Source organism: Micrococcus sp. 140720015-1 (assembly GCF_053627595.1).
On record NZ_JBSEYC010000001.1, the window covers coordinates 484,092 to 499,625 of the forward strand.

General features: G+C 64.6%; 13 protein-coding genes and 2 pseudogenes. 8 read left to right on the top strand and 7 right to left on the bottom strand.

What is annotated here, in order from left to right; genetic code table 11:
* The first annotated feature begins 43 nt into the window (after positions 1-43).
* The 3 genes from ychF to ACUXPL_RS02310 all read left to right on the top strand — a co-directional run bounded on the left by ychF (position 44) and on the right by ACUXPL_RS02310 (position 3,646).
* Positions 44-1,129: a redox-regulated ATPase YchF gene (gene ychF, locus ACUXPL_RS02300; protein ID WP_206452118.1), complete on the top strand. Its 1,086-nt coding sequence runs from the start codon at positions 44-46 to the stop codon at positions 1,127-1,129.
* 62 nt (positions 1,130-1,191) lie between these two features.
* Positions 1,192-2,796: a DUF262 domain-containing protein gene (locus ACUXPL_RS02305; RefSeq protein WP_454181635.1), complete on the top strand. Its 1,605-nt coding sequence runs from the start codon at positions 1,192-1,194 to the stop codon at positions 2,794-2,796.
* A complete protein-coding gene (locus ACUXPL_RS02310) occupies positions 2,789-3,646 on the top strand; it encodes a PIN-like domain-containing protein (RefSeq protein WP_454181637.1) in 858 nt (285 codons plus the stop codon). The genes ACUXPL_RS02305 and ACUXPL_RS02310 overlap by 8 nt, the downstream gene beginning before the upstream one ends.
* A 532-nt stretch (positions 3,647-4,178) precedes the next feature.
* Here the strand turns inward: ACUXPL_RS02310 and ACUXPL_RS02315 are convergent.
* The 4 genes and pseudogenes from ACUXPL_RS02315 to ACUXPL_RS02330 all read right to left on the bottom strand — a co-directional run.
* Positions 4,179-4,607 (bottom strand): annotated as a pseudogene (locus tag ACUXPL_RS02315) (SCO1664 family protein); the annotation flags it as partial.
* Position 4,608: 1 nt separating this feature from the next.
* A complete protein-coding gene (locus ACUXPL_RS02320; protein WP_454181639.1) occupies positions 4,609-5,763 on the bottom strand; it encodes a glycerate kinase family protein in 1,155 nt (384 codons plus the stop codon).
* 29 nt (positions 5,764-5,792) lie between these two features.
* Entirely contained in the window at positions 5,793-7,196 is a 1,404-nt protein-coding gene (locus ACUXPL_RS02325; protein WP_454181641.1) for a GntP family permease, read from the bottom strand.
* A gap of 492 nt (positions 7,197-7,688) precedes the next feature.
* Positions 7,689-8,051 carry a C40 family peptidase gene (locus ACUXPL_RS02330; protein WP_454181643.1) on the bottom strand — a complete coding sequence of 121 codons (363 nt, stop codon included), beginning with the start codon at positions 8,049-8,051 and terminating at the stop codon, positions 7,689-7,691.
* 720 nt (positions 8,052-8,771) lie between these two features.
* Here ACUXPL_RS02330 and ACUXPL_RS02335 point away from each other — a divergent pair.
* Positions 8,772-9,182 carry a four-helix bundle copper-binding protein gene (locus ACUXPL_RS02335; protein WP_454181645.1) on the top strand — a complete coding sequence of 137 codons (411 nt, stop codon included), beginning with the start codon at positions 8,772-8,774 and terminating at the stop codon, positions 9,180-9,182.
* A gap of 228 nt (positions 9,183-9,410) precedes the next feature.
* Here ACUXPL_RS02335 and ACUXPL_RS02340 read toward each other — a convergent pair whose 3' ends face one another.
* The 3 genes and pseudogenes from ACUXPL_RS02340 to ACUXPL_RS02350 all read right to left on the bottom strand — a co-directional run bounded on the left by ACUXPL_RS02340 (position 9,411) and on the right by ACUXPL_RS02350 (position 12,178).
* Complete coding sequence (locus tag ACUXPL_RS02340) at positions 9,411-10,532, bottom strand: L-dopachrome tautomerase-related protein (RefSeq protein ID WP_454181647.1); 1,122 nt, start codon at positions 10,530-10,532, stop codon at positions 9,411-9,413.
* 218 nt (positions 10,533-10,750) lie between these two features.
* Positions 10,751-11,128: pseudogene (locus tag ACUXPL_RS02345) on the bottom strand (NAD(P)/FAD-dependent oxidoreductase); the annotation flags it as partial.
* 134 nt (positions 11,129-11,262) lie between these two features.
* Positions 11,263-12,178, bottom strand: a protein-coding gene (locus tag ACUXPL_RS02350; RefSeq protein ID WP_454181649.1) for an IS5 family transposase whose coding sequence is annotated in 2 segments (ribosomal slippage) — positions 11,263-11,802 and positions 11,804-12,178 — 915 coding nt in all. Because the reading frame shifts where the segments join, the coding sequence is not laid out codon by codon here.
* Between the two features lie 325 nt (positions 12,179-12,503).
* Here ACUXPL_RS02350 and ACUXPL_RS02355 point away from each other — a divergent pair.
* The 4 genes from ACUXPL_RS02355 to nhaA all read left to right on the top strand — a co-directional run bounded on the left by ACUXPL_RS02355 (position 12,504) and on the right by nhaA (position 15,518).
* Positions 12,504-12,764, top strand: coding sequence for a type II toxin-antitoxin system Phd/YefM family antitoxin (locus ACUXPL_RS02355; RefSeq protein ID WP_002855277.1), 261 nt, complete (start codon positions 12,504-12,506; stop codon positions 12,762-12,764).
* Entirely contained in the window at positions 12,765-13,019 is a 255-nt protein-coding gene (locus ACUXPL_RS02360) for a Txe/YoeB family addiction module toxin (RefSeq protein WP_454181651.1), read from the top strand.
* A 1-nt stretch (position 13,020) separates the two neighbouring features.
* Complete coding sequence (locus ACUXPL_RS02365; RefSeq protein ID WP_222958452.1) at positions 13,021-13,587, top strand: mismatch-specific DNA-glycosylase; 567 nt, start codon at positions 13,021-13,023, stop codon at positions 13,585-13,587.
* 86 nt (positions 13,588-13,673) lie between these two features.
* Entirely contained in the window at positions 13,674-15,518 is a 1,845-nt protein-coding gene (nhaA, locus tag ACUXPL_RS02370) for a Na+/H+ antiporter NhaA (protein ID WP_406905378.1), read from the top strand.
* Positions 15,519-15,534: the final 16 nt, after the last annotated feature.

Here is a 15,534-nt window from a genome sequence, read left to right on the forward strand (position 1 = left end):
AGCCATACGGCTCCGGACGGGCCCGCCGGTAGACTGCCGGACTGTGGCTTTGACTATCGGATTCGTGGGACTGCCCAACGTGGGCAAGTCGACCCTGTTCAACGCGCTGACGCGCCAGACCGTGCTCGCGGCGAACTACCCGTTCGCGACGATCGAGCCGAACGTGGGCGTGGTGAACCTGCCGGACGAGCGGCTGCCCCAGCTGGCCGAGATCTTCGGCTCCGAGCGCATCCTGCCGGCGACCGTGTCCTTCGTGGACATCGCCGGCATCGTGAAGGGCGCCTCCGAGGGGGAGGGCCTGGGCAATCAGTTCCTGGCGAACATCCGCGAGGCCCACGCGATCGCCCAGGTGGTGCGCGCGTTCGACGACGGCGACGTCGTCCACGTGGACGGCAAGGTGGACCCGGCCTCGGACATGGAGACCATCAACACCGAGCTGATCATCGCGGACATGCAGACCGTGGAGAAGGCGATCCCGCGCGTCGAGAAGGAGGTCAAGGGCAAGAAGAAGGAGCCCGCAGACCTCGAGGCGCTCAAGGCCGCGCTCGCGGTGCTGGAGCGGGGCGAGACCATCTTCGCCGCCAAGGACAAGGACAAGCTGGACATGGACCGGCTGCGCGAGCTGAGCCTGCTCACCGCCAAGCCGTTCATCTACGTGTTCAACTCCGACGAGGGCGTGCTGGGGGACGAGGCCAAGCAGCAGGAGCTGCGTGATCTGGTGGCCCCCGCCGACGCCGTGTTCCTGGATGCCAAACTTGAGTCCGACCTCGTGGAGCTCTCCGAGGAGGAGGCCGCCGAGATGCTGGAGATGGCCGGGCAGGACGAGTCCGGGCTGGACCAGCTGGCCCGTGTGGGCTTCTCAACCCTCGGCCTGCAGACGTACCTGACGGCTGGTCCGAAGGAGACGCGTGCGTGGACCATTCCGGTCGGTGCGACGGCGCCCGAGGCTGCCGGCGTGATCCACACCGACTTCCAGCGCGGCTTCATCAAGGCGGAGATCGTGAGTTTCGACGATCTGGTCGCCGCCGGCTCTATGGCCGATGCCAAGGCCGCCGGTAAGGTGCGCATGGAGGGCAAGGACTACGTCATGAAGGACGGCGACGTGGTGGAGTTCCGGTTCAACGTGTGACTTGGGTGCACCTCGGTACCGCGTATTTCAAGGTGTCCTAATCAGCGATAGGGGTAGGATTTATGGAATCTAGTCTGAGTGCATCAGCGGTTTCCGCAGGTGAGTTGTTTTCGAATTCTACATTTCTGATTCCACCATACCAGCGCGAGTTCGCCTGGACCGACGAGAATCTCGAACAGCTTTGGGGTGATCTCCGAGACGCTCTCCATCAAAAAGAGTACTTCCTAGGGCTCATTGTCCTAACCAAGGACGGACGGAGGTACAGCGTAGTCGACGGCCAACAGCGAATTCTTGCTGTTACCCTACTCGCCGCGGCAATCCGCAAAGCTGCCAAGGATCTGGGTCGTATCGCGCTCTTTAATCGTTTGACGTCCACCTTCCTCACCAGCATTGACTATGCTACGGATGAGGATGTGCCGAGAGTTCGCCTCTCTAATGCCCATGATGACCAGGTGCTGCGCGACCTTGTGTCCGTTGGCCACGCAGAAGGAGCCAGTGAATCGAAGCTCGCCCAGGCATACGCACGTTTCAGCCGTTGGGTATCTCAGGACATAGAACCTGATCCATTCGGCCGGCTCGGGGCGTGGGCAGAGTTTCTTATCGAGAAGCTGATGGTCGCACTCTTTGTCCATCCGGATCGCTCTGCGGCTTATGGCGTGTTCGAGGTTATCAACAATCGCGGTCGGGGATTAACAACAGCTGATTTACTAAAGAGCTACATCTTGAGCGAGACCTCTGAAAGCGACCGCGATGACCGATATGCTAGATGGCAAGAAATTGCGATTCCACTCAATCAGGCCAGTGATGCTGCTCTAGTCCAATTCATCCGTCATATTACCATGATGGACGCGGGGTTTATTCAAGCGAAAGAATTGTATTCATTCTTGGCCGATAAAGGGCAGGGCGCGGGAAGTGATGAAAGAAGGCCTCCCTCCGTCGATGCTCTTGTCGAAAAGATGGACGAATATTTCCCACTTTACATGCAGATCCTGGATCCGGCGAATGAGGGGCCGTCTGAAGGCGAATGGATCAACATATTTAACGCATTTAATGATCTAGGTGTCATTACGGTGCGACCTCTGCTGATGGCGATCACCCGCACGCCTAATGCAACGGAGGGGCTTGCCAGCGTTCTCCGAATCGTTGTTCGACGAATAGTCGTTGGGAATCTTGGTACAGGTAATGTAGAGCGTCGATTCGCGGAGTGTGCTAGGCAGGTAACTCAGGAAGGTTCTTGGGAAACTCCGCTCCGAAGCCTGGGGGACCTGAATCCGTCCGCGGATGACTTCCGTGACCGTGTAGCTGAGCGTTCTTTTAATCGTGGAACTCTGTCATTTCTTCGGCGCTCTCAAGTGGAAGGTACGATTTCTCCAGCATCCGTCAGCACGCTTCACCTCATTCGTCCACGGCAGGCAAATGACTGGACCGATTTTCCGCCAGCTGATTTCACATTCTGGGGATCCACCGTGGGTAATACCGTTTTGATTGAGCAAAATAAGAGGCCAAACGGTGCCGTCAATTGGGAAGCGTTCAAGAAAATTGCGCTTCCATTAGTGTGTGATCAGGATAAGGAGGAGCTTGAAAAGCTCGATTCCTGGACGGCGCGCGATGTGCAGCTGCGAGGTAAGAGCATCGCCGACGAGTTGACAGGTCTTTGGTATGAATGAGCGCCAGCTCGAGAGTGCTCAATGGGACATTCTGAAGGTTCTCGATCGGACGGTGTCTACGCCGCTCCTTCCCTTTCTCCGCTCTTCCCTAAGGGTGGCAGGAGGCGAAGGGTCAAGTGCGCCGCGAGTCGAAGGTGAATTGAAACAATTTGCTATTGGATTTGACTCAAATGTTCTCCTTAATCTTGCAAAGGGTAGGAGGGGTACAGAAGTCATTGACTATCTGTCCAGCCAACACAAAGGTCCATTGATTCTTCCGTCCCAGGTGGTTCAGGAGTTTTGGAACAATAGTATCCAATCTGTTTCCGGGGTCGTTGACGACGTGAGGCAAGCATTCGAGCGTCTGGAAAAGGCGATCAAGGCGATCGAATCAAACTTCCAGGGGTTTGGAGAAAAACTGCGTCCCCTAGTGGAAGAATTTGAAGATGAATACGGACACGTAATTCAAAAGGGCACTGGTGGCGACATTGAGTCACTCCTGGAGGTGATTGATAAGCGGGGGATCGTTCCGGAAATGCGCCGCGCGTCTCTTCATGGGATCGAACGTCAGCGAAAGTTGGCTAAGACCCCGCCTGGATTTAAGGACGACGGTTCCGGCGACTTTTTGGTTTGGTGTGACTTTCTATTGGGCCTCAAGATGGCAGCAAATAGAGGGGTGAATTTTCAGCATGCGATCTTGGTCACCGATGACAAGAAATCAGACTGGAGCCTGAAGGGATCTGTACATCCAGTTCTGGTCGCAGAAGCCCGGGCTACTGCCAACTGTTCATTTACTACGGTGAGCTGGAAGTGGCTTACCGACATGATCAGCGGGGATATCAAGAGCATGTCGATGGTTGACAAACCGTAAACATTGCATAGCTGGGGGCCGTGTTAACTTAGGCCCATCTCTTACTCGGTGTTATATGTGCGCCTGTCTAAGTTTTGGGCGCGAATGGTTAGGGGTGAATATTGTGATCGCGGTAGCTGTGTCTAATTTGTTTTCTATTAGAGGGTGCCCATGGCGTGCATGACCATGACGGAGTATAGATTCGAACACTATAGTAGGGTTTACTTCCTCATGAGACTGCCCGAAGTCGATTATAGATCTTCTAACTTGTTTTAATTAGCGCTCCTGCTTCAATGGGAGTGGCGGAAGCAGGCTCAGGATATATCTGGGTGCAGTCACTGGCGTCTCCGGTAGGTAGTCGCTGCAACTTGGTGGGGGTGCACCGCGGCTTCATTGGGGATCTAACGGCAACTTCTCTTGATCACTCGAGGAACCTTCAGGATCGGGACGACGGGCGTAGGTGTTCTTAGGAGTTGCTGCGAGTGCTTTATGCGCTGCTGGCGTCAGGAGGTGCTTCAAAGCTGAGGCACAGTGACCCTGGCGGGCTGTGTGGTTATTTATGGCTACGGGTTTCAAACAGCGGCCAAGGCACGGCCGGCGTCCGGCCGCTCGGGGCGGGGAACCGTCCGCCGTCGAGCAACGGGGTGCAGCGTTCGGCGAGGGCTTCGACTTCCTCGGCGCCCAGCAACCCCACCAGCCCGCGCCCCAGCTCACGGTCGAGCCCCGCGACTATCCGGCCGACGCCGTCGCGCTCCTCCTCGCTCAGCGTCTCGCCCAGCCATCCCCACAGGACCGTGCGCAGCTTCTCCTCATGATGGAAGGTGAGCCCGCGCTCCACGCCGGGGCGGTGTCTGCTGGGCACGGTGAGGATGTGGGCACCCTCGCGGTCGGCGTGATTGACGAGCACCTCGGGCACCGCCATGCGGCGCAGCGCCGCCGAGTCCTCGTGGGCCAGGACGAGCGTCTGCCTGTCCTCACCCTCCTCAGCGTGTGAGCCCGGTGGGGGAGCAGGCCATCACCAGCCGCCCGATGTCGCGGGCGGTCGCGGTCAGGTCCTCTGCTGTACGGCGGATCGCTGTCGCCAAGTCCTGGGGACCGCGGCCAATGGGCACGATCGCGGTGATGCCCTCGTCGTAGAGGGTGTCCGCGTCCTGTCCCACGGAGCCGGCGAGGACGATCACCGGGATCGCACGGCCGGCTGCGCGCACGGCCTGGGCCACCCCGATCGGCACTTTCCCGGCCAAGGACTGACCGTCGATGCGCCCCTCCCCGGTGATGACGAGGTCAGCGGTCTTCACGAGGTCGTGGAAACCCGCCGTCTCGAGGACGACGTCGATACCCGGCTTCAAGGTGGCTCCGATGAAGGCGTGCAGGCCACCGGCCAGTCCCCCCGCCGCCCCCGAACCGGGGAGCGCATCGATCGCGACCCCGAGGTCTCGCTCGACGATGCCCGCGAGATGGACCAGTCCGGTGTCGAGGCTCGCCACTGATGCAGGATCCGCCCCCTTCTGGGGGCCGAACACGTGGGCTGCACCCTGCGATCCCGTGAGGGGGTTGCTGATGTCGCACATCACCTCCACGTCGACGTCGCGGAGCCGCTCTCGTGCCGGGGTGGAGTCGATCCGCGCAATCCGGGTGAGGGTGTCGCCGGTCGGGACGAACTCCTCACCTGCGGCGTCGAGGAACCGGACGCCGAGGGCTGCGGCAGCGCCCGTGCCGCCGTCCGTCGTGGCGCTCCCGCCGGCCCCGACGATGACTTTGCGCGTGCCAGCGGACACCGCGTCGAGGATCTGCTCGCCGACCCCGAACGTCGTGGCCCGTCCCGTGTCCTCGCGTCCGGAGGCGAGCGGGAGCCCGGCACATGAGGCTGTCTCCACCACCGCCACGTCCGGGTCGATCAGTCCGTAGTGGACGGGCACGCGCTCGCCGTAGAACACCCCGCAGACGGTCGCGGATCGCAAGGCGCCCCCTGCGGCAGCCACGAAGGCCTCGACGGTGCCCTCCCCGCCGTCGGCGATGGGCACCACGAGGACCTCGGCGTCGGTGACCGACGCGAGACCCGTCGCGATCGCGGAGCCCGCCTCACGCGACGACAGGGCCCCCTTGAACGAGTCTGGGATGACGATGATGCGCTGCACGCGTGGATCTCCTGAGTCAGGTGACAGGGTCAGACGAGGACGAGGCCGAGGAGCCAGATGAACACGATGGAGGTGAGTCCCATCAGGAGCGTGACCATCGTCTGGGTGCGGTAACCCTGCGAGGGCGTCATGCCGCTGAAATTGGTGACCACCCAGAAGTACGAGTCGTTGGCGTGGGAGACGGTCATGGCGCCGGCCGCAATGGCCATGACCACGAGCGCGCTGGCCACCGGAGTCTCGAAGCCCAAGGCAGGCATCATCGGGAAGACCATGGCCGACGTGGTCGTGAGTGCCACGGTGGAGGAGCCCTGCGCGGTCTTCAGGACGGCGGAGACGAGGAAGGGGAAGAACAGTCCGATGACCGACAACTGTGCAGCGTTGCTCTCGATGAAGGTGACGAGGTCGGTGGCGGCGATGACGCGCCCCAGCACACCGCCGGCCGCCGTGATGAACAGAATGGGGCCGACGACCCGGAGGGTCTCCTCTGTCAGGTCGTAGAACGTCTCGCCACGGCGCACGCTGAACAGCACGCCGACTGCACAGAGGGTGCCGACGGCGAGCGCGATCATCGGCGTGCCGAGGAATCGGGCGAAGTCACCCGTGGGGCCGGTCCACTTCAGGACGGATGCGAGCGAGCCGAGAGCCATCAGCAGGATGGGGGCGATGATGGGCGCGAAGGACGCAGCGGTCCCAGGCATCCGCCCGTAGGACCGGCGAAGCGCGTCGTAGGCCGCTTCCAGCTCATCCGCGTCCTCCGTGCCGGTCTCCTCAGGGGAGCTCACCCTCTTGCCGATGTAAAGGGCGTACAGGTACGCGACGAGGAGTGCGGGGATCGAGACGAGGACGCCGAGGCCGATCACCAACAGAAGGTGGTCACCGATGCCGAGGTTCTGGGCGGCTGCGATGGGCCCCGGGGTCGGCGGGATGAAGACGTGCGAGGTGTACAGGCCTGCCGCCAGGGCAACGGTCATCGCCACGGGTGACGCCCCGGTGCGACGGGCCAGGGCCTTGCGGATGGGGTTGAGAATGACGAATCCGGAGTCGCAGAACACGGGGATGGAGACCACCCAGCCCATGAGCTGCATAGCCAGGACGGGGTAGCGCTTGCCGACGACCCTCACGAGCGCATCGGCGATCCTGAAGGCGCCGCCGGTGCGCTCCAAGATGAGACCGATGAGCGTGCCCAGGATGATGACGATGCCGATCGACGTGAAGATCCCGGAGAATCCCTCCCCGATCACGTCGGCGATGCCCTTGACGGGCGCTTCCCCTTCGGCGCCGGTCGACTTCACCAGCGGGATCCCACCGATGATCCCCAAGGCGAAGGCGACGACCATGATCGAGAGGAAGGGGTGGATCTTCCATCTGGAGATCATGACGATCATCAGGGCGACGGCGAGGATGAAGACGAGCAGAAACGGTATTCCAGTCATCGGAAGTCCTTTGTGCGGCAGGGGATTCCAGCCAGACTAGGGCGTGTCTCCCTTATGCGCGTAGCCAGGTGAAGATGGCGCAGAGGGTGACGGCGGCGCGGTAGGTGATCGCTAGCTTGTCGTAACGAGTGGCCAAGCCGCGCCATTGCTTGGCTAGGGCATGTCCCGAGCCACCCTCTACCGACGCATCCGCGCCGTACCTGCTGCAAATTAGCGCTCTTGGCGCTGCCCCATCGTCTGCAAGCGACAACAGGGGAGGGGGGGCCATCCAGACTTGTGTCATATGACGCCCCATCACCGGGAGGACCACGGGACGGGGCCGACGGGACGCGGCCCAAGGCATGTCGACGTTCGTCCACGTGAGCTGCTGGCGTGTCCGGTGGGGTTCGGTCGGCGGGACAGCGGGGTGGGCACGGTGGCTGAGGTCTCCTGAGATCGAACGGCCCCGAGGCTTTCGTCTTGCGGGGCCGTCCCGGAGTGGTGGCGTGCCGTTCAGTAGCGGGCGGCGGTGCCCATCATGTTCCAGGGGCTGTAGTCGACAGCGGTCACGGCCACGCCCATTTGCGGGTTGCGGGCGTGGGCGATCTGGCCGTCGCCGATGTACATGGCCACGTGGCAGATCCCGGAGGCCGAGCCGTTGTTGGACCAGAAGACCAGGTCACCGACCTGGAGGTCGTCCAGGGAGACGTATTGGCTAGCGGCCGCATACTGGGCCTTGGAGTTCAGAGGCAGCTCAATGTCGGCCTGCGCGAACGCGTTCTGAATGAAGCCGGAGCAGTCGTAGCCGGTCGGGCCATTTCCACCCCAGACGTAACCGACGCCCGGATCGGCAGCCTTGGCCGTAGCCCACTGCACGGCCGCCCCCAACCAGTACTACTGGAGGAAGCGGTGGAGTAAGAGGCCCGCTGGATATCCTGGGCCGGCTCACTGCTGGTCGCGGACGAGTGCGTGTGAACCCTGGAAGAGCGGGACGTCTCGGCGGCGGTACCGCCCTCCCACGTCCAGGAATTAGCAGTGGAGCCGCTGGGCGCGGAGTAGGCGCCCTCGTTGGCTGCGGCCGGGCCCATGTCGGCCACCGTGGCTCCCACCACGGTGGTCAGGCCTATCGCACCCATGGTGAGGGAATGGCGGTACTGGGAACGGCGGGCCTGTGCTTCAGCCTCGATGCGGGCACGGCGGGTGGGGTAGGACATGGGTTACCTCGGTAGACATTGGCGTACATTTTCTGGACTTTTTCCGCGGCCTCCTAATTCGGCGTCGATCAAGTTATGACTTAGTCGAAATGGTCCGTGACCAGAACGTTATGCAACAATGCGGATTCGTGATCTGGTCGCAACTTACCGGAGTGCCAAGTTCCGAGCCGATTCAGGGTTGAGCCGGGCCCGGAAAGGCCGTCATTTCGGGCCTAGCCGCCCGCTTGAACGGCTCGGGCGGAGCCCGTGGCCGGCTGGGATCTTCACGGAATCTTCAAAGTTGAGCCCTTTTTCCGGGCCGGGCGGGGGTCTATGGTCGGTTGCATGGCGGGCCGGTTCCGGCCGGTTCGTTTTCCGAACCGCACCGATGAAGGAGTAAGCCATGACCCATCACGTGAGCTCGATGCTGGAGACCTACCCGAAAGACTTGGGGGACATCGACCGGCAGAAGCTGGCCGAGTGCATCGAGGCCTGTTTCGAGTGCGCTCAGACCTGTACGGCCTGCGCGGACGCGTGCCTGGCCGAGGACATGGTCGCAGAACTGAGGCAGTGCATCCGGTTCGATTTGGATTGCGCCGACATCTGCGCCACCACCGGGGCGGTGCTGTCCAGGCAGACCGGCAACAACGTCGAGACCACTCGTGCCCTGCTGGAGGCCTGCCGGACCGCCTGCAAGACGTGCGGGGACGAGTGCGCCTCCCACGCTGAAATGCACGAGCACTGCAAGATCTGCGCTGAGGCTTGCCGGCGCTGCGAGCGAGCCTGCGCCGAGTTGCTCGCCTCCCTGGGCTGAGCGGAGTCCAGGCCCATGCCGTAATGCCGGTCAGGGCCAGCAGGCGTGGAACATGTGCTGCTGTCCCTGACTGGCCCGGCGGTACAAGAACATCCCCGCAGGAGGAGAACTCGACGTGTCAAAGACAGAGCACAGCAGTGACCTGTAGCGCCCGTTGCGTCCTGGCCTCGGAACGAAACCCAGGCGCTTCACTTGTGCATGGCTGCATCCAGTTCCGTCCCGCTGTGGTCAGCGCAGCAGGACGGGTCGGGCGTCGATGCGGGTGCGGAAGAGGGTGTAGGGCTTGACCCGTTCATCCTGCCCCTGCCGGTAGTCGGCCTGGCGGTGGAGCTGGTTCGCGGTGATGTAGAGGTAGCCGTCGGCCGCGACCGAGAGCGTGTCCGGCCACAGCAACCGAGGGTCGCTGACCACGGTCTCCCACGCCCCGACGGTGTCGACCCGACGCCGCAGCACCGCGTTGTGCTCGTAGTTCGTCGCATACACGTTGCCCTGTGCGTCGGACTCCAGGCCGTCGCCGGCCCCGCCCTTGTCGCCTTCATCACGCACGGTCGCGGCCACCGCCGCCTCATCCAGGGCTCGGTCCACCAGCGCGTCGGTAGCCACACTGTAGAGCCGCCGGGATGCCAGCGGGCAGTAGTAGAGGCGGGCGCCGTCGGCGCCGATGGCGATTCCGTCCGCGCCCATCGCGATCGCCGGCGCCACGGTCCCGTCCTCCTGGCGGGCGACCATCGGGCGGCCCTCGACAATCGGCACGAAGTCTGTGAGCGGCTCGGCCTTCGTGGAGGGGTGCTCGTGCAGCCGCCGCCAGCTCTGACCGGTGGCCAGGTCCACCACCACCAGCGCGTTGGGTCCCTGGTCGGAGGAGTCGGTGAGGTAGGCGACGCCCTCGGCTCCGCGGCGCAGGTCGAAGCGCACGTCGTTGAGGTAGCTGGTGGGCAACGCGACATCCTGGGTGAACAGGATGGTCTTGACCACTGTGTCGCTGGTCAGGTCGACGCAGACGAGCTTGGGCCCGCCGTAGGTCGTGGGCTTGAATAGCGGGCTTCCGGTGTCCAGGATCCACAGCCGGTCGGCAGGGTCCACCACCACGCTCTGCACCGAGACCAGGGTGTTCGCCAGGTCGTCGGAATCGGTGCGATTGATGGCCTCGTTCGGGTAGGCCACCGCCTCGCCGTCGCGAATTTCGGCCACCGTGAAGGCGACGTCATCGCCCCACTTCGGGTAATTGACGAAGATCCGCCCCCGGTGCGAGACCGTGACGCCGGTGAGCATGGGGCCGTGGAAATGGGCCACCTCCTCCAGCTCGCCCACCGGCTGCTCCGCGGGCAGGCTTTCCGATCGATTCTCCATCACATCGCTCCTGTCGGTCGGGCTCGTGCTCGAAACGGTACACCGGGTTCCCGGCCGCCGGGGCGGGAGCCTTCGGGCAGGACCAGTTCTGCCCGGCAGTCCCAGTGGGTTGCGGTGTGCGGTGCCCAGGACCCCGGTGCATGGAGAGCCCCCGTCCAAGTCACGTAAGGGGAGTGGTGCGCCGGTCAGCTGGTCCGGGCCACGGCGCTGAGCAGGGTGACCGCGACCGCGTCGATCTCGTGCGCTTCCACGCCGCCGACCTGGTTGAGCACCCGCAGCCGCGCCAGGACGCTGTCTCCGATCGCCAGGACACCGTCTGATGAGACCAGCTCGACGTCGAAGTGTTCGGCCCACTTATCCCAGACGCCGCGGCTTTCGCGCGCGAAAGCAACGAGTCGCGGGTCGTCGTGGGCATGTCGGAAGATCCGCGACTCGCCTCCGGACTGACCCGTCCCGGGCAGACCAGCCTCGTACAAGCGCACCGGCACGCCCTGCTCCCGCAGCGCGTACGCCGTCGACAGACCAACGATCCCACCCCCGATCACTGCTACCTCGGGTGAACGCGTCGTGGCAACGCCGTCGTCAGTTCCTGTCATCGTGGTTCCTCGATCTGTTGGTGATGAGCGATACGCCGCAGGAGAAGGGCCGCTGCCACGACGTCAGCGGGCTGTGTAAGCCCGCAGTCACCGCGCACAGCGACCCCTCCTCTCTGGGCTAGGGCGCGTCTCCCTTATGCGCGTAGCCAGGTGAAGATGGCGCAGAGGGTGACGGCGGCGCGGTAGGTGATCGCTAGCTTGTCGTAACGAGTGGCCAAGCCGCGCCATTGCTTGGCTAGGGCGAAGTAGCGTTCCACGACGTTGCGCCCGCGGTAGGCCTGGGCGTCGAAGGCCGGCGGCCGCCCGCCGCGGCTGCCGCGACGGGCTCGGGCCGCGATCTGGTCCCGTTTCTCCGGAATTACCGCGGTGATTCGGCGGCGGCGCAGCTCGTTGCGAATCACTCCGGTGGCATAGGCCCGGTCGGCGATCACCGCCTCCGGGCGGCCTCGGGCGGCGCCGGCGCCGAGTCGGGGAATCTGGATTTCGGCCAGCACCTGCGCCAGCACGGCCCCGTCGTTGCGCTGCCCGCCGGTGACGATCGCGGCCAGCGGCCGGCCGCGGCCATCGACGGCGTGGTGAATCTTGGTCGTCAGCCCGCCGCGGGAACGCCCGATGCCGTGCCCGGGCGGCTCAACCTCATCCAGCGGCAGTTTCTTGTGATTCGCCCCGGCCCCCTGTGTCCTGGTCCGGACGAGTGGTGTTCGTGGCGTGCTGATGGGCCCGGGCGATGGTCGCATCGACCGAGACGGCCCAGTCAATCATCCCGGCCGCGTCGGCCTCGGCCAGCACCTGGGTCAGCACCCGATCCCAGGTCCCATCCGCGTCGTAGCGGCGGTGGCGCTTCCACACCGTCTGCCAGGGCCCGAACTGCTCCCGGGGCAGATCCCGCCACGGGACCCCGGTCCGATACCGGTAGGCGATGCCCTCCACCACCCTGCGGTGCTCCCCGAAGGGGTGCCCACGCTGGCCCTGATTCGAGGGCAGCAACGGCTCGATCCGCTCCCACTGCGCGTCCGTGAATACCTGATACCGCGACCCTGTCGACCTCACCCGACCAGCCTGCCGCGAGCCTCACCACCGATAAGGGAGACACGCCCTAGGGCAGATGGGACTTCAACGGCGATGTTGTGGCGAACAGGGTTCGGCCGTCTCGATGGTCCTCAGGACAATAGAACGGCCCGCGGGGGCCTGCGTCAGAAGAGCGGGTGTGGACATCTTCGGGAAGCCCAAGGCGCTCCTGGGAGAGCAGGGGACGCCGTCGCCGCGCCCACGGACCACGAGGGCAAGGAGATCTGCATCCCGCACGGCACCCCCGAGTTCGACAGCTCCAACTGGTACCATAAGCAAGTACCACATCGTACCCGAGGAGGCCAGCATGTCCATCAGCGCCAGTGAAGCCCGCAAGACCCTGTTCCCGCTCATCGAGCGAGTGAATGCGGACCGCGACGCCGTAGAGATCGTCTCCCGCAAGGGGAACGCCGTCCTCATGCCCGCGGACGAGTACGCCGCCTGGCAGGAGACCGCCTACCTGTTCCGCTCCCCGGCCAACGCCCGACGGCTGCTGGACGCCTACGAGCGAGCCCGCGCAGGGAGCGTTGAGGAGCACGCTCTGGACCGCCTGGACGGGGACGCCTGAGTGCGCCTCGTGTGGGACCGCTCCGCCTGGGAGGACTACACGCACTGGCAGACCACGGACCGCAAGGTCCTCAAACGGATCAACACCCTCCTCGACGCGGCCCTGCGTGATCCCTTCGAGGGGATCGGCAAGCCCGAGCAGCTGAAGTACGGCGCGGCCGGGGCATGGTCCCGGCGCATCACGGAGGAGCACAGGCTCGTCTACCTCGTCGACGGCGAGGACCTGATCATCCTCCAGGCGAGGTATCACTACTGACATGCGCTTCACCCAGGCCGAGCTCCAACAGTTCCGCGACCGCACCGTCCCCGATCTGCTGCCGGACCCGCTGCGGCTGCTGTTCATCGGCATCAACCCCGGCCTGTGGACCGCCGCCACCGGTGCGCACTTCGCCCGCCGCGGCAACCGCTTCTACCCGGCCCTGTACCGCGCCGGGCTCACCCGACACCTGATCGACGCCTCCGACGGCTACAAGGCCGAGGACCTCGCCGAGCTGCACGCCCGCGGCATCGGGATCTCCAACCTCGTCCCGCGTGCCTCCGCCCGCGCCGACGAGCTCACCGCGGAGGAGCTCGCCGCCGCCCCCGCCCGTCTGGACGCGCTCGTGGCAGCGCATGCGCCGGCCGTCGTCGCCGTGTTGGGGGTGACGGCCTACCGGCAGGCGTTCGGACGCCCGAAGGCGGCGCTGGGGGAGCAGGAGACGCCGTGGCCGGGCACGCGCCTGTTCGTGGCGCCGAACCCCAGCGGGCTCAACGCTCACGCCACCCTGGACTCGCTCGCCGCGGACTACCGTGCGGCCGGTGCCGCGGCGGGGCTCGTGGACTGAGTGCACCCGCCGTCCCTGCGGCCGCGCTGCACGGTCGACAAGGCTCGCCGCCGGGCGCTGCCCTTGGGCGCCGATATGCTTCCCGCATGACGAGCGGGCAGAAGGAACGGCGCATGAGCTGGCGAGCGATTCGCACGGAGGCGGGTTCGGCTGTGCTCTTGGTCGTCGTCACAGCGGTCGCCCTGCTCTGGGCGAACTCGCCACTCTCCGAGGCCTATTTCGGGCTGTGGGATGTCGAGATCGGGTTCGACGTCGGCGGGTTCGGACTGCACATGAACCTGCACCACTGGATCAACGACGGCCTCATGGTGGTCTTCTTCCTCGTCGTTGGCCTCGAGGTGCGACAGGAGTTCGCGCATGGGACGCTCCGAGACGCCAGCCGCGCGCGTCTCGCGTTGATCGCTGGCGTCGCCGGCGTGGCACTGCCCGCAGTTCTCTACATCCTGATCGTGGCCGCCGCGGGCGGCGACGGGCTCGGTGGATGGGGCGCGGTGGTCGGTACCGACACCGCATTCCTGTTGGGTGCCCTCGCGCTCGTCGGCCCGAAGCTCTCCGGCCAGTTGCGGGTGTTCCTCCTCACCCTCACCGTCGTCGATGACTTCCTCGCCGTCTCCATCATCGGCATCGTCTACAGCGACGAGATCCGGCTCGTTCCGCTGCTGATCGCAGTCGCCTGCCTTGCCGGGTTGTGGCTTCTGAGCCGTTCGCGGCAAGGGAGTGCCACACCGTACGTGCTGATTGTCATTGTGCTCTGGTTCGCGACCGTTGATTCCGGAGTCCACGCCTCCCTCGCGGGCATGGTCGCAGGACTCCTCATCCCCGCCTACCCGACGCGTCGGCAACAGGTGGTCGAGGCTCGTCAGCTGTTCCGCGACTTCTGGCAGTCGCCGAGCGCGGCATCGGCCCGCGCAGTCGATCGAGGCTTGGCACAAGGTATCTCGGTCAATGAACGCATGCACGAGGTCTTGCGCATGCCCACCGCGCTCGTCATCGTCCCGATCTTCGCGCTCGCGAACGCCGGCGTCGACCTGCGCGGCGGCGTGCTCGTCGATTCCTTCCAGTCCTCCGTGACGTGGGGAGTCATCGTGGGTCTCGTGCTCGGCAAACTTCTCGGCATCGGTCTCGCCACCTTCGTCGCTGTGAAGCTTGGAGCCGGTCGGCTGCCCGAGGGTGTCGGGATGGGCAGCGTGTTCGGCGGCGCGGCGCTTTCGGGGATCGGGTTCACCGTGTCGCTCCTGGTGATCGGCCTCGCGTTCGGCTCGACGTCCGACCTGGGTCGGCAGGCGACCGTCGGCGTGTTGGTCGCGATGGTGCTCGCGACCGCGCTTGGTTGGCTGATTTTCCGGGTTGCTGCGAAACGCTGGGGAGAGGAGACGGCAGATCTGCCGATGGTGCTCACACCACCCGTTGATCCTGAGGTCGACCACATCCGTGGACCCGAGGACGCCCAGCTCACGCTCGTCGAGTACATCGACTTCGAATGCCCCTATTGCGCGCACGCAACGGGTTCCTGGGAGGACCTTCGCAGCCGGTTCGGGGACGATCTCCGGTATGTCGTTCGCCAGCTGCCACATCACCCTCACGGCCCCATAGCCGCACGAGCGTCGGAGGCGGCATCGAATCAGGGGATGTTCTGGCCGTGGCTGGACTTCGTCTTCACGCGGCAAGATGCGCTCGAACGCGAAGATCTGATCCGCTACGCCGAAGAGCTGGGCCTGGATGTCGCCCAGTTCACGGCTGACCTCGATAGTGCCGCCGTACGTGCCCGTGTGGAGCGGGATCTCGAAAGCGCCGATGCAAGCGGGGCGCACGCCACCCCGACGTTCTTCGTCGACGGCCGACGGTTGCTGGGCAGCTACGACGCTCGAACGCTCACCTCAGCCCTTGAAGCCAGCCGCCGAGGCACACGAACCCAGGAAGTGCGCCCCTGAGTCATCAGGCATCGCG

What these genes read in the sequence shown, in the direction of transcription:
- ACUXPL_RS02305 (WP_454181635.1), top strand. Translation starts at nt 1,192, where the DNA reads ATGGAATCTAGTCTGAGTGCATCAGCGGTTTCCGCAGGTGAGTTGTTT.
- ACUXPL_RS02310 (WP_454181637.1), top strand. Translation starts at nt 2,789, where the DNA reads ATGAATGAGCGCCAGCTCGAGAGTGCTCAATGGGACATTCTGAAGGTT.
- ACUXPL_RS02325 (WP_454181641.1), bottom strand. Translation starts at nt 7,196, where the DNA reads ATGACTGGAATACCGTTTCTGCTCGTCTTCATCCTCGCCGTCGCCCTG.
- ACUXPL_RS02335 (WP_454181645.1), top strand. Translation starts at nt 8,772, where the DNA reads ATGACCCATCACGTGAGCTCGATGCTGGAGACCTACCCGAAAGACTTG.
- ACUXPL_RS02340 (WP_454181647.1), bottom strand. Translation starts at nt 10,532, where the DNA reads ATGGAGAATCGATCGGAAAGCCTGCCCGCGGAGCAGCCGGTGGGCGAG.
- ACUXPL_RS02355 (WP_002855277.1), top strand. Translation starts at nt 12,504, where the DNA reads ATGTCCATCAGCGCCAGTGAAGCCCGCAAGACCCTGTTCCCGCTCATC.
- ACUXPL_RS02365 (WP_222958452.1), top strand. Translation starts at nt 13,021, where the DNA reads ATGCGCTTCACCCAGGCCGAGCTCCAACAGTTCCGCGACCGCACCGTC.
- nhaA (WP_406905378.1), top strand. Translation starts at nt 13,674, where the DNA reads ATGACGAGCGGGCAGAAGGAACGGCGCATGAGCTGGCGAGCGATTCGC.